Here is a 12231-nt window from a genome sequence, read left to right as displayed (position 1 = left end):
ATCGTGCAGACCGCCAGGACCGTCCCGGCAACCACCGTCCTCAACCTGCGCGACCTGGGCGGCATCGCCCTGGGTCCGGACCGCCGGGTCCGGGCGGGCGTCGTGCTGCGGTCCGGACAGCTCAGCGGGCTCGACGCGGAACAGGACGCGCAGGTCGCCGCGCTCGGCATCCGTACCGTCGTCGATCTGCGGACCGCCGACGAGCGCGCCGCGGCACCCGACCGACTGCCTCCTGGCGCACGGCTGTTCGTCGCCGATGTGCTCGGGGACAACCCGGGCGTGGCGCCCGCCCGGCTGCGCGCGCTGCTCACCGACCCGGTCGCGGCGGAGCGGATGCTGGGCGGCGGAAAGGCGGAGGGGCTGTTCGCGGACACCTACCGACAGATGGTGCTCTCGCCGGGCGCGTCCGCCGCCTACCGGGCCTTCGTCGACACGGTCGCCGACGACCGGGCCCGCCCGGTGCTCTTCCACTGCACGGCGGGCAAGGACCGCACCGGCTGGGCCACCGCCCTCCTCCTGATGATGATCGGTGCGTCGCGCGATGTCGTGCGCGCCGAGTTCGTCGCGGTGAACCCGGTGGTCCGGGCGGCCTTCGCGCCCTACGTCCAGGACTTCCTCGACGCCGGCGGTGACCCGGACATCGCGACCGCGATCACCGAGGTGCGCCCCCGCTATCTCGACACGGCACTGGACGCCATGGACGAGAGGTGGGGCGGGCTCGACGGGTATGTGCGCGACGGCCTGCGCATCCCCGCAGCCGCGGTGGAGCGGTTGCGTGAGGGGCTGGTCGTACCCGCCTGAGCGCGCTCCAAGGCCTGCGCTCTCCACCCCCGGCGTGCCCGGGAGGTGATGACGGGCTCCCGGGTTGACTTGATACCCCCAGGGGGTATCTTGTGAGGCATCGGGGAGCGTCGCCTCCCGGTCCACCGATGGAGGAGACCGTCATGAACAACGCACTGAGGACCACCGCCTTCGCCGCCGCGCTCGCCGCGACCTTCGGCGCCGCGTACGGAGTGGGCAGGGGCGTCGACCCGCTGGTGGCCGCGGAGGACCGTCCCGCGGGGCAGCGCGGCGGCCACGACGGGGCAGGGGAGGGCGGGGCGGAGGCGGCGGCCGCAGGCCATGCGCCCGGCGGGCTGCAGATCTCCGCCGGCGGCTACACGCTCGCCCTGGAAACGCCGGTGGTCCCGGCCGGGTCCCGGTCCGAGATCCGGTTCGCCGTCAAGGACGACAGTGGACGGAAGGTCACCGCCTACCGGCGCGAGCACGGCAAGGAACTGCACTTCATCCTCGCCTCCACCGACCTCACCCAGTACCGGCATCTGCACCCCGTCCGGGCGGCCGACGGCACCTGGTCGACCCCCGTCGACCTCCCCGAAGCCGGTGGCTACCGGGTGTTCGCCGACTTCACCCCGGCAGCGGCGGGTGCCGAGAACCTCACGCTGGGAGCGGATCTCGCCGTCTCCGGCGCCTACCGCCCTGCCGCTCTCCCGGCCCCGGCCGCCGTCGCCGAGGTCGACGGCTACCGCGTCACGCTCGGCGGCGAGCTCCGCGCCGGGCAGGCCGGTGAACTGACGCCGTCCATCAGCAGGAACGGCCGCCCGGTCACCGATCTGGAGCCCTACCTCGGCGCGTACGGGCATCTGGTCGCCCTGCGCGCGGGTGACCTGGCCTATCTGCACGTCCACCCCGAAGAGGGGGACCCGGGCCCGGTGGTGTCCTTCGCCGCGACGGCGCCCAGCGCGGGGACGTACCGGCTCTTCCTCGACTTCAAGCACCAGGGCAAGGTCCGCACGGCGGCGTTCACCGTCCGGGCGGCGGCACCGGCGAGCGACGCCGAAGGGCACGGGGAGAGCGGGAGCGGGGCGCCCGCCGGGCACACGCACTGACGCGGTGCGGGCGGTCCGGGTCCCGAAGTGGCGCGTTGCGGCCTGGGCGGTGAGGCTGCGTCGGGTCCTTCCGCGGCCCCTGGGTATCGTGGGAGGACCGGATGCCGAATCCTCCGAGAGGGGCGTACGTTGACCGAGCGCAAGCCTGCGGGCGTCAGCTTCGAATCATGGGTCGACAAGCAGATCCGGGAGTCCGAGCAGCGCGGCGACATCTCGCAGTTGCCGGGATTCGGCAAGCCGCTCGACAGCCTTGCGGCTCCCTACGACGAGAACTGGTGGATCAAGCAGAAGATGCAGCGCGAGGGGGTGTCGGTGCTCCCGCCGGCGCTGGCCCTGCGCAAGCAGGCGGAGGACGTCGCCGAGGCCGTGTCCGGGGCGCGGACCGAGGCCGAGGTGCGGAGCATGCTGGCCGAGGTCAACGAGAAGATCCACGCGGCCATCAGGCGGCCGCCGCCGGGACCGGTGCTGAACCTGGAACCGTTCGACATCGATGCCGTGGTCGCCGAGTGGCGCGCGGCGCGCGAGTCCTCTTGAGGGCTGTGCCTCGACGGGCGCGTGGGTGCCGGGAGTCCGGATGCGTAATACTCCATCCATGACATCGAGCATTACGCGCCAGGGTGGCGGGGCGCCGCGGGAGGCTGTACGCGTCAGGCGGGCCACCGCACGGGACGCGAAGCGGCTCACCCGGCTGGTCAGGAAGTCCCGCGCCTACGAGGGGCAGTACGCCGCCATGGTCGCCGGATACCGGGTGGGTCCCGACTACATCGAGACCCACCAGGTCTTCGCGGCCGTGGATCCCGGCACCGAGCGGCTGCTCGGCTTCTACTCGCTCGTTCTCTCGCCGCCGGAGCTCGACCTCATGTTCGTCGCCGACGATGCGCAGGGGCTCGGCATCGGGCGGCTCCTCGTCGACCATCTGCGCGGTGAGGCGGAACGCTCCGGGCTCACCGGCGTCCGCGTCGTCTCGCATCCGCCCGCCGAGGGTTTCTACCGGAGCGTGGGCGCCCGGCGGACCGGCACCCTTGCGGCCAGCCCGCCCGCGGTGATGTGGGACCGGCCCGAACTGCTGCTGCCGATCGGCTGATCCGCCCTGCAGGCGGCCCACCGGGACCCGTGCACGAGCCCCGGCCCAACCCCCTGCTCACCAGGCGGGGTTACGCGGGGAAGCCCCCGTACGGGCGCGTGATGATCTCCATGGCATGACCGGAGGGATCGAGGAAGTACACGCCCCGGCCGCCGTCGTTGTGGTTGATCTCGCCCGGATGCTTCCGGTGCGGATCCGCGTAGTACGTGAGCCCGAGCTCCTTGATCCGGGCGTACGCCGCGTCGAACTCGGTTTCCGAGATGAGGAAGGCGTAGTGCTGCGCGGTGATCGAGGCTTCGGGAACGGTCGCGAAGTCCAGAGTGACTCCGTTCGCGGTCTCGACCGGGATGAACGGGCCCCATTCCGCGCCGACTTCCAGTCCCAGAATATCCGCGAGGAACTCGGCGGACTCCCGGTTGTCCCGGGTGTGGACGATGGTGTGATTCAACTCGACTGACACTGTGGAATGCCTCCAACGGGCAATCTCACGGGCACCTCCACGCCTCACCCGGTCGGTGACCGACGCGCGATGCCGTACTCAAAATCCTAGGCGAGGTCGAACTGATCGTCGAGGGCGGGCGAATGATTCGGCCACCACGCCGGATCCGATGACCGGTTACGGTGGGGGAGGGGGGACACGACGTACTCCGGGTATGCGGACGGAGGCTCCCGGTGACCTCGACAGCACCTCCTCCCGACGGTCGGGGCCGCGACGACGGCCGTCATGAGACACCCGAGGAGCGGGCGGACCGGCGATGGACCGACCTGCTCCAGGAGCTGCGGGTGGCCCAGACCGGCGTCCAGATCCTGTTCGGCTTTCTGCTCGCCGTCGTCTTCCAGCCCCGCTTCGCCGAGATCTCGGACAACGACCGCACCATCTACGTGGTCACCGTGCTGCTGGGGTCGGCCACCGCCGCCGCACTGATCGGGCCCGTGTCGTACCACCGGCTCCTCACCGGGCGGCGTCTCAAACCGCAGACGGTCACCTGGGCCTCGCGCATGACCGTGCTCGGGCTCGGCCTGCTGTTCTGCACCATGTGCTCCACCCTGCTGCTCATCCTTCGGGTGGCCCTGCACAACGCGGTCGCCCTGTGGCTGGTCGGCGGTATGGCGCTGTGGTTCCTGATCTGCTGGTTGGTCTTCCCTGCCTGGGCGCCGGCCCGCTCCTCGTCCGGGCGTGACACATGACTTCGGCGCGGGGGAGAGGCGCGGTCAGCCGAGGTCGGCCGCCGTGACCCCCTGGACGTCCGTGACCGTGAACAGGCCGCCGTCCGGGTCCAGCAGGGTCGCCTCGCTGCCCTGCGCCAGCGGTTGCCGCTCCACCAGGCCGCCACCGTTCTCCCTCGCCGCCGCGACCGTGGCCGCCACATCGGTGACGAGGAAATGCACCTGCCAGTGCGGGCGGACCAGCGGATCGGGCGCAGACTCCACCGCGCCGGAGCTGATCCGCGCCAGCCGGCGCCCGTCGCAGTCGACGACGACCTCGTCCTTCTCGTACGACACCTCGCAGCACCCCGGGCGCCCACTCGCCCAGCCGAGTACCTCTCCGTAGAAGATCGCGGCATCGAAGGCGTTCCTGGTGTGCAGCCGCAGCCAGGCGTGCGAATGGTCGTCCGGTGCGGGCGGCGAGGTCGCGGGCTCGGTCCGCTGCCAGAAACCGAAGACCGCGCCGTCCCGGTCCGCCGCCAGTGCCCCGCGCCCCTTGCCGAACGCCATCGGGCCCACGGCGACCGTGCCGCTGCGCTCGCGGACGCGCGAGGCCGTCGCGTCGGCGTCGGCGACGGCGAAATAGGGCGTCCAGGCCACGGCCATCCGGTAGGCGGTCGCCACGGCGCCGATACCGGCGACCGGTACGTCGCCCCGGCGCGCGACCGAGAACTCCTGCCCCAGCTTGCCCGGACGGAAGGTCCACCCCAGCACGGCACCGTAGAACTCCTGCGCCGACGCCAGATCGCGGGTCATGAGATTGACCCAGCAGGGCGCTGCGGATCCGGTCAGCGGCGCCGGTGTCGGCGCCTTCCCCTGGTGGCTTCCGGTCATGGTCCTACTGCCTTCATCGGTTCTGAGGTCTGCGTCCGCCCGTGGCCGTCGGGCCCACACCAGCCTCACCGGGGGCGGCCGCCCCCGCAACACGCGATGTCCCTCCCCATGGACGGCTGCCGGGAAGCCCGCGGGGGTCAGTCGCGCTGCTCGTCGGTCTCGCGACGGATGGTCTCGTTCCCGTGGTCACCGAGCTCATAGGGCGAAAGACCCCGGCCGTCCGGCGGGAAGTGGTCGTCGCCGTGCACATCGCGTTCCTCGATGTGGCTGCGGTGGTCCGGCCGTGGCGGCTGCTCGTCGGGTCTGGGCGGCGGCAGCTCCTCGGCCCGGCGCCGCCTGCCCAGCCAGACCGCGCCGATCAGCACGGCCACCAGCACCACTCCGACGATGCCCATCACCGACCCGGTCGCGCCCCGGTCGTCGGCGAGGAAGAGGGCCAGCGAACTCAGGTCTGCGTTCAAAACGTCCATGCTTGCCGGATACCCCGAGGCGGACACCTCACTCGATAGTTCACATGAATTCATGTTTTAAGTGGATATGATCTGAAAAGCGTTTCGCTTCGGGCGGGCCGTGACCGGACGGGTTCCGCGGAGCGCGGAGCGGCGCGGGCCGGTGGTCTCGTGTCGCCGTAGCCCCGGTGCGGGGTGAGCCTGGAGACATCCTCGAATCGCCTCATGGACGCGGCGCCCGCCGCCGGGGCGATCGGTCCCGGGCGCGGGGACGTGCAGCGGAACACCGAGCGGAAGGAACAGCGGTGAACACCATCAAGGAGAAGCAGACGGAGGAGAGCGGGTACGGACAGGAGGTCTCGGTCGTCATCAGCGGGTGCGAGAAGGCCGACGCACGGATGGTCTTCGACGTGCTGCGGGCCGCGTTCACCACCGACCGGGCCTCGGCCGACGTACCGCAGAACCTGGCGGGGAAGCGCCCCACCGCATGGGCGGTCACCGTCGACGTCACCGAGGCGAGGGTGGTCTCGGGGCCGGTCGCGCTCGGCGCGCCGGTGAGCGTCGACGTGCAGGGCGGCTACTGGGCGGTGGAGCGGCTCCGCCGGAGCCTGGCGCACGCCTTCGACGTCAAGGTCGTCGGGACCGTCTCCGGCGACCAGGAGGAAGAGGTGCGGCTGCGCCTGTCGAGCCGGTAGCCCGATGGGCCACGGCCCGGCGGTGGAGCAATGGAGCGGGAAGCCGCCGCATATCTGGTAGAAAGCGAACAAAAGGCCACCCCTGAAAGGTGCGAGTGCGTGGACCCCTCTCGAGGGCGGGACGACGGTGCGCAACAGCCGGGAGCAACCGGTGACCGTTCCACCCTGACACTGCAGATCAACGGAACCGAGCGGACGCTCACGCTCGATCACCGCACCACCGTCCTGGACGCCCTGCGCGAGCACCTCGATCTCACCGGTGCCAAGAAGGGCTGCGACCACGGACAGTGCGGGGCGTGCACCGTCATCGTCGACGGGCGGCGCGCCAACAGCTGCCTGCTGCTCGCCGTCGCCCACGACGGCGCCGCCATCACCACCGTCGAGGGCCTCGCCGACGGCGACCGGCTCCACCCCCTCCAGGAAGCCTTCCTGGACCGTGACGCCCTGCAGTGCGGCTACTGCACCCCCGGCCAGATCTGCTCGGCCCTCGGAATGCTCGGTGAGGCGGCGGACGGCTTCCCGTCCCACGTCACCCCCCGCGCGGCACCCGTATCGGCCCCGGCGCCGCTCGGTGCCGAGGAGATCCGCGAACGGATGAGCGGCAACCTGTGCCGCTGCGGCGCCTACCCTCGCATCGTCGACGCGATCAAGGACGTGGCGCCGTGAAACCCTTCGCCTATCTCCGCGCCCGGTCCGCCGATGAGGCGGTCCAGCAGAGCGCCGCCCGCCCCGGCGCCGTGTTCCTCGGCGGCGGCACCAACCTCGTCGACCTGATGAAGCTCGGGGTCGAGGCCCCCGAGCTGCTCATCGACATCAGCAAACTGCCGCTGGACCACGTGGCCGACACCCCGGACGGCGGCCTGCGGATCGGCGCGACCGTGCGCAACAGCGACCTGGCCGCCCATCCCGGCGTACGCACCCGCTACCCCGCACTGTCCCAGGCACTGCTCTCCGGTGCCTCCGGGCAGCTCCGCAACACCGCCACGACCGGTGGCAACCTGCTCCAGCGCACCCGGTGCCCGTACTTCCAGGACACCTCCAAGCCGTGCAACAAGCGGGCCCCCGGGACCGGCTGCCCCGCCCGCGACAGCGACCAGCGCGATCTCGCCGTGCTCGGCCACTCCGCGCAGTGCGTCGCCACCCACCCGTCCGACCTGGCCGTCGCGCTGTCCGCCCTCGACGCCACCGTCCACCTGCACGGACCGGACGGCGCGCGGACCGTACCCGCCACCGGATTCCACCGTCTGCCGGGCGACACCCCGGACCGGGACACCGAGATCCGGCCGGACGAACTCATCACCGAGGTGGTCCTGCCGCCCCGCCCCGACGGCGCCGCCTCGCTCTACCGCAAGGCCCGCGACCGCGCCTCCTTCGCCTTCGCCCTCGCCTCCGTCGCCGCCGTACTGAGCGTCCGCGGCGGCCGGATCGACCATGCCGCCCTGGCCTTCGGCGGACTCGCCCACCGGCCCTGGCGGGCACACGCCGCCGAGGACCTGCTCCGGGGCGCACCGGCCACCGCCGAGACCTTCGCGCGCGCCGTGGACGCCGAGCTCGCCGCGGCCCGGCCGCTGCGGGACAACGCGTTCAAGGTGGGCCTCGCCCGCAACCTGGCGGTCGACGCCCTCGCCGAACTCGCCGCCGACAGCCGACCCCGCCCCCTGCCGTGAGGACCCCGTCATGAGCCAGGCCCCGCCACCACTGGGCACCCCCGTCGTCCGCCGTGAGGGCCGGGACAAGGTCACCGGCACCGCCCGCTACGCCGCCGAGCACACCCCGCCGGGGTGCCTGTACGGCCTGCCCGTCCCCGCCACGATCGTCCGCGGCCGTGTCGACGCCATCCACGCGGACGAGACCCTGGCCCTGCCGGGGGTGCGTGCCGTACTCACCCACGACAACGCCCCCCGGCTCAAGGAGCCCGACGACCCGATCCTCGCCGTCCTCCAGAACGACCTGGTCCCGCACCGGGGCTGGCCCGTCGCGCTCGTGGTGGCCGACACCCCGGAGGCCGCCCGCGCCGGAGCCGAGGCGCTGCGGATCACCTACGAGACCAGCGGGCACGACGTCCTGCTGACCGAGGGCCATCCCGGCCTGTACACCCCGGAGACGGTCAACGGCGGCTACCCCGCCGTCCGGGAACGCGGCGACACCGACCGGGCCTTCGCCACCGCCCCCGTACAGATCGACGCCACCTACACCGTCGGCGCCCTGCACAACCACCCCATGGAGCCGCACGCCACGACGGCACGGTGGGACGAGGACGGACACCTGACCGTCCACGACTCCAGCCAGGGCTCCACCACGGTCCGCGACAGCCTTGCCACCGCGTTCGGCATCCGGCCGCAGCAGATCACCGCCGTCTCCGAGCACGTCGGCGGCGGCTTCGGGTCCAAGGGCACCCCGCGCCCGCAGACCGTCCTGGCGGTCATGGCCGCGCGCCACACCGGGCGCCCCGTCAAGGTCGCGCTGCCCCGCCGCCAGATGGCCGCCCTGGTCGGCCACCGCGCCCCCACCATCCAGCACGTCCGCCTCGGCGCCGACCTCGACGGCACCCTCACCGCGGTCGACCACGAGATCATCACCCACACCTCCACCATCAAGGAGTTCGTGGAGCAGGCGGCCGTGCCGACCCGCATCATGTACGGCTCCGGCACCAGCCGCACCGCCCACCGGGTGGTCGCCCTGGACGTGCCGAGCCCCTCCTGGATGCGCGCACCGGGCGAAGCCCCGGGCATGTACGCGCTCGAATCCGCCATGGACGAACTCGCCTCGGCCCTCGGCATGGACCCCGTCGAACTGCGCATCCGCAACGACCCGGCGAACGAACCGGACTCCGGACGCGCGTTCAGCAGCCGCGGCCTGGCCGCCTGTCTGGAGAAGGGCGCCGCACGCTTCGGCTGGTACGACCGCGATCCGCGCCCCGCGATCCGTGAGGAGGGGCCGCTGCTGCTCGGCACGGGCGTCGCCGCCGCCACCTACCCGGTGTACATCGCCGCCTCCAGCGCCTCGGCGCACGCGGCCCCCGACGGCTCGTACCGCATCCGGGTCAACGCCACCGACATCGGCACCGGCGCCCGCACCGTGCTCGCACAGATCGCGGCCGACGTCCTGGGCACCCCCCTGGACAACATCCGGATCGACATCGGCAGCAGCGAACTGCCCGACGCCCCCCTGGCGGGCGGATCCTCGGGCACGGCCTCCTGGGGCTGGTCCGTGCACAAGGCATGCACCCTGTTGCGCCGGCAGCTGGGCGAACGCACCGGCCCGGTCCCCGCCGAGGGGCTCACCGTCACCGCCGACACCCAGCAGGAGACCGAGCGGGAATCCCCGTACGCACGCCACGCGTTCGGCGCGCACTTCGCCGAAGTGGCCGTGCACGCACGGACCGGAGAAGTGCGGATGCGCCGGATGCTCGGCGTCTTCGCCGCCGGACGCATCCTCAACTCCCGTACCGCACGCTCCCAGTTCATCGGCGGCATGACCATGGGGATCGGCATGGCGCTCACCGAGGCCAGCGGCGTGGACCGCGTCTTCGGCGACTTCACCGAGCACGACCTCGCCTCCTACCACGTGCCGGCCTGCGCCGACGTGCCGGAGATCGAGGCGCACTGGATCGACGAGGAGGATCCGCACCTCAACCCGATGGGCAGCAAGGGCATCGGTGAGATCGGCATCGTCGGTGCCGCGGCCGCCGTCGGCAACGCCGTCCGGCACGCCACCGGTATCAGACTGCGCGGCCTTCCGCTCACCCCGGACGCACTGCTGCCGTATCTGTTGTGACCTGGGCGCTCGCGCCCTGTGTTGCGCGACCGGTTCCGCAGGGCCACGCTGGGGAGTGACCCAGAAGAGACATCTGCTCACTCTTCGTGCTCGGGGGTCGTTGTTCAACGGGGTGAAGCCAGTGGGCCTCGATGTGAGGAGCCTCGACGATGACCGTTCCACTCGACCGGCACTATCTGGTCGAACTCCAGGTTTCGGCAGAGCGTGTGTGCCAGCTGCGGCGAATAATCGCGGCGCACCTCCGCCACTGGAGTCTCGAACTCCATATCCGGCCGGTGTGCCGGGGTGTGGAGGAGCTGCTGACCAACGTCCACCGGCATGTCGGTGACGACAACAACTGCGTCGTCGAACTCCGCTGGTCCGGCCGGCATCTCACGGTCTCCGTCGCCGACAACGGCTCCGAGATGCCGAAGCTGCTCAGCACCGGCGGCGGTGGCCTGAGCCGGGTCATGGCCCTGAGCGACAGCTGGGGCACCTGCCGTACGGCCGAGGGCAAGGTCGTCTGGTTCACCAGGTACGCCAAGGAGCCGTTCAGCGTCGACCTGGTGCCGCTCTCGCCGCTGCCCGGTGTGGGTGAGTTCCGCCGCCCGCCCGCCGCGGTCGCCGCACCCGCCGGCGAGCCCGGCACCCTCGCCGCCCCCGCGGGCGAGCCCGAGACGGCGTCGGACCCCGCTCTGGTCTGAGACGGGCCACCGGGACCGCCGGTCTCCGTACCCCCTGGACGGTTCCCCTCCCGGCGCGGACGACGTGCACATCGCACGCACGGACCGCGCCGGCCGGGTGTCCGCCCGGCGGAGTCCGCGTTGCGGTGCGGCGCACGGCGCGGCACGGTCGAAGAACCGAGTCAAGGAGGACACGGCCATGCCCATCGCGACGGTCAATCCCGCGAACGGCGAAACCCTCAGAACATTCGAAGCGCTGGACGGGGCGGGGATCGAGCAGCGGCTCGCCGCCGCCGACTCCGCGTTCCGGCGGTACCGGACCACCGGGTTCGCCGAGCGGGCCCGCCTGCTGAACCAGGCCGCCGTCCTGCTCGACGAGGACCAGCGGGACATCGCCCGCACGATGACCATCGAAATGGGCAAGCCCATCGGGGCGGCCCGCGCGGAGGCCGCCAAGTGCGCCAAGGCGATGCGCTGGTACGCGGCCCACGCGGAGGAGCTCCTCGCGGACCAGTACCCGTCCGCGGCCGACGTACGGGACTCCGGCGCCTCCCGGGCCTACGTCCACTACCGGCCGCTGGGCGCCGTGCTCGCCGTGATGCCGTGGAACTTCCCGCTCTGGCAGGTCGTCCGCTTCGCCGCCCCGGCCCTCATGGCGGGCAACGTCGGCCTGCTCAAGCACGCCTCCAACGTCCCGCAGACGGCGATGTACCTGGAAGGACTGTTCCGCCGGGCCGGATTCCCGGCGGGATGCTTCCAGTCCCTGCTGGTGGGATCGGGCGCGGTCGAGGGGATCCTGCGCGACGGCCGGGTCGCCGCGGCCACCCTCACCGGCAGCGAACCGGCCGGCCGCTCGGTCGCGTCGATCGCCGGGGACGAGGTGAAGCACACCGTCCTGGAACTGGGCGGCAGCGACCCGTACCTCGTCATGCCGTCGGCTGACGTCGCCAGGGCCGCCCGCACCGCGGTGACCGCGCGGGTGCAGAACAACGGGCAGTCCTGCATCGCCGCCAAGCGGTTCATCGTGCACACCGAGGTCTACGACGAGTTCGCCGAGCGGTTCACCGTGGGGATGAACGATCTGACGGTCGGCGACCCGATGGAGGAGTCCACCGACGTCGGCCCGCTCGCCAGCGAACAGGGCCGCGCCGACCTGGAGGAGCTGGTGGACGACGCGGTGCGGCAGGGGGCGAGTGCCCTGTGCGGCGGCGCCAGGCCCGAAGGCCTGGCCCCCGGGCTGGAGCGCGGCTGGTTCTACGCCCCCACCGTCCTCACCGGGATCACCCCCGCCATGCGGATCCACCACGAGGAGACCTTCGGCCCCGTCGCCTCGCTCTACCGGGTCGACGGGCTGGACGAAGCCGTCGCGCTCGCCAACGACAGCCCCTTCGGCCTCAGCTCCAACGTCTGGACCCGGGACCAGGACGAGGCCCGCCGCTGCGTCCGCGACCTGGAGGCGGGCGGCGTCTTCTTCAACGGCATGACGGCGTCCCATCCCGCACTGCCCTTCGGCGGTGTCAAGCGCTCCGGCTACGGCCGCGAGCTCGCCGGGCAGGGCATCCGCGCATTCTGCAACGTGACCACGGTCTGGTACGGCCCCGAGCCCGTCGGCGCCACATCCTAGAGCTTTTCGGC

The 12231-nt window shown here is 72.1% G+C and carries 14 protein-coding genes; 11 read left to right on the top strand and 3 right to left on the bottom strand.

Annotated elements, in window-relative coordinates:
* The first annotated feature begins 3 nt into the window (after nucleotides 1-3).
* From GA0115234_RS40915 to GA0115234_RS40900, 4 genes are all read left to right on the top strand, one after another.
* A complete protein-coding gene (locus GA0115234_RS40915; protein WP_093551951.1) occupies nucleotides 4-801 on the top strand; it encodes a tyrosine-protein phosphatase in 798 nt (265 codons plus the stop codon).
* A gap of 143 nt (nucleotides 802-944) precedes the next feature.
* Nucleotides 945-1889, top strand: coding sequence for a hypothetical protein (locus GA0115234_RS40910; protein ID WP_093552044.1), 945 nt, complete (start codon nucleotides 945-947; stop codon nucleotides 1887-1889).
* Nucleotides 1890-2018: 129 nt separating this feature from the next.
* Complete coding sequence (locus GA0115234_RS40905; protein WP_093551949.1) at nucleotides 2019-2423, top strand: DnaJ family domain-containing protein; 405 nt, start codon at nucleotides 2019-2021, stop codon at nucleotides 2421-2423.
* A gap of 58 nt (nucleotides 2424-2481) precedes the next feature.
* Nucleotides 2482-2973: a GNAT family N-acetyltransferase gene (locus tag GA0115234_RS40900; protein ID WP_093551947.1), complete on the top strand. Its 492-nt coding sequence runs from the start codon at nucleotides 2482-2484 to the stop codon at nucleotides 2971-2973.
* A gap of 70 nt (nucleotides 2974-3043) precedes the next feature.
* On the opposite strand, the gene GA0115234_RS40895 is transcribed toward GA0115234_RS40900, so the two are convergent.
* Entirely contained in the window at nucleotides 3044-3433 is a 390-nt protein-coding gene (locus GA0115234_RS40895) for a VOC family protein (protein ID WP_093551945.1), read from the bottom strand.
* A 212-nt stretch (nucleotides 3434-3645) separates the two neighbouring features.
* On the opposite strand from GA0115234_RS40895, the gene GA0115234_RS40890 reads away from it, so the two are divergent.
* Complete coding sequence (locus GA0115234_RS40890; RefSeq protein ID WP_093551943.1) at nucleotides 3646-4161, top strand: DUF6328 family protein; 516 nt, start codon at nucleotides 3646-3648, stop codon at nucleotides 4159-4161.
* Nucleotides 4162-4185: 24 nt separating this feature from the next.
* Here GA0115234_RS40890 and GA0115234_RS40885 read toward each other — a convergent pair whose 3' ends face one another.
* Both GA0115234_RS40885 and GA0115234_RS40880 read right to left on the bottom strand, forming a co-directional pair.
* A complete protein-coding gene (locus GA0115234_RS40885) occupies nucleotides 4186-5013 on the bottom strand; it encodes a VOC family protein (RefSeq protein WP_176729411.1) in 828 nt (275 codons plus the stop codon).
* A gap of 137 nt (nucleotides 5014-5150) precedes the next feature.
* A complete protein-coding gene (locus tag GA0115234_RS40880) occupies nucleotides 5151-5483 on the bottom strand; it encodes a DUF6479 family protein (RefSeq protein WP_093551941.1) in 333 nt (110 codons plus the stop codon).
* A 284-nt stretch (nucleotides 5484-5767) separates the two neighbouring features.
* Between GA0115234_RS40880 and GA0115234_RS40875 the strand changes: the two genes are divergently transcribed.
* The 6 genes from GA0115234_RS40875 (at nucleotide 5768) to GA0115234_RS40850 (ending at nucleotide 12220) form a co-directional block, all read left to right on the top strand.
* Nucleotides 5768-6157, top strand: coding sequence for a hypothetical protein (locus GA0115234_RS40875; RefSeq protein ID WP_093551939.1), 390 nt, complete (start codon nucleotides 5768-5770; stop codon nucleotides 6155-6157).
* 99 nt (nucleotides 6158-6256) lie between these two features.
* The gene (locus tag GA0115234_RS40870) at nucleotides 6257-6823 is read left to right on the top strand and encodes a 2Fe-2S iron-sulfur cluster-binding protein (protein ID WP_256088944.1); all 567 of its coding nucleotides are present in this window, start codon (nucleotides 6257-6259) and stop codon (nucleotides 6821-6823) included.
* A complete protein-coding gene (locus GA0115234_RS40865; protein ID WP_093551935.1) occupies nucleotides 6820-7824 on the top strand; it encodes an FAD binding domain-containing protein in 1005 nt (334 codons plus the stop codon). The genes GA0115234_RS40870 and GA0115234_RS40865 overlap by 4 nt, the downstream gene beginning before the upstream one ends.
* 10 nt (nucleotides 7825-7834) lie before the next feature.
* Complete coding sequence (locus tag GA0115234_RS40860) at nucleotides 7835-9934, top strand: xanthine dehydrogenase family protein molybdopterin-binding subunit (RefSeq protein ID WP_093551933.1); 2100 nt, start codon at nucleotides 7835-7837, stop codon at nucleotides 9932-9934.
* Nucleotides 9935-10083: 149 nt separating this feature from the next.
* Nucleotides 10084-10617, top strand: coding sequence for an ATP-binding protein (locus tag GA0115234_RS40855; protein ID WP_237542141.1), 534 nt, complete (start codon nucleotides 10084-10086; stop codon nucleotides 10615-10617).
* A 178-nt stretch (nucleotides 10618-10795) separates the two neighbouring features.
* On the top strand, nucleotides 10796-12220 hold the full coding sequence (locus GA0115234_RS40850; RefSeq protein WP_093551931.1) for an NADP-dependent succinic semialdehyde dehydrogenase: 1425 nt from the start codon (nucleotides 10796-10798) through the stop codon (nucleotides 12218-12220).
* Nucleotides 12221-12231: the final 11 nt, after the last annotated feature.

This window comes from Streptomyces sp. DvalAA-43 (genome assembly GCF_900091725.1).
Classification (GTDB): Bacteria; Actinomycetota; Actinomycetes; order Streptomycetales; family Streptomycetaceae; genus Streptomyces; species Streptomyces pulveraceus.
This window is presented reverse-complemented; position numbering and strand designations above follow the sequence as displayed.

Bases quoted from the DNA above. Each gene is read 5' to 3' on its own strand.
- GA0115234_RS40910 (WP_093552044.1), top strand. From the start codon at position 945: ATGAACAACGCACTGAGGACCACCGCCTTCGCCGCCGCGCTCGCCGCG.
- GA0115234_RS40900 (WP_093551947.1), top strand. From the start codon at position 2,482: ATGACATCGAGCATTACGCGCCAGGGTGGCGGGGCGCCGCGGGAGGCT.
- GA0115234_RS40860 (WP_093551933.1), top strand. From the start codon at position 7,835: ATGAGCCAGGCCCCGCCACCACTGGGCACCCCCGTCGTCCGCCGTGAG.
- GA0115234_RS40880 (WP_093551941.1), bottom strand. From the start codon at position 5,483: ATGGACGTTTTGAACGCAGACCTGAGTTCGCTGGCCCTCTTCCTCGCC.
- GA0115234_RS40885 (WP_176729411.1), bottom strand. From the start codon at position 5,013: ATGACCGGAAGCCACCAGGGGAAGGCGCCGACACCGGCGCCGCTGACC.
- GA0115234_RS40855 (WP_237542141.1), top strand. From the start codon at position 10,084: ATGACCGTTCCACTCGACCGGCACTATCTGGTCGAACTCCAGGTTTCG.
- GA0115234_RS40850 (WP_093551931.1), top strand. From the start codon at position 10,796: ATGCCCATCGCGACGGTCAATCCCGCGAACGGCGAAACCCTCAGAACA.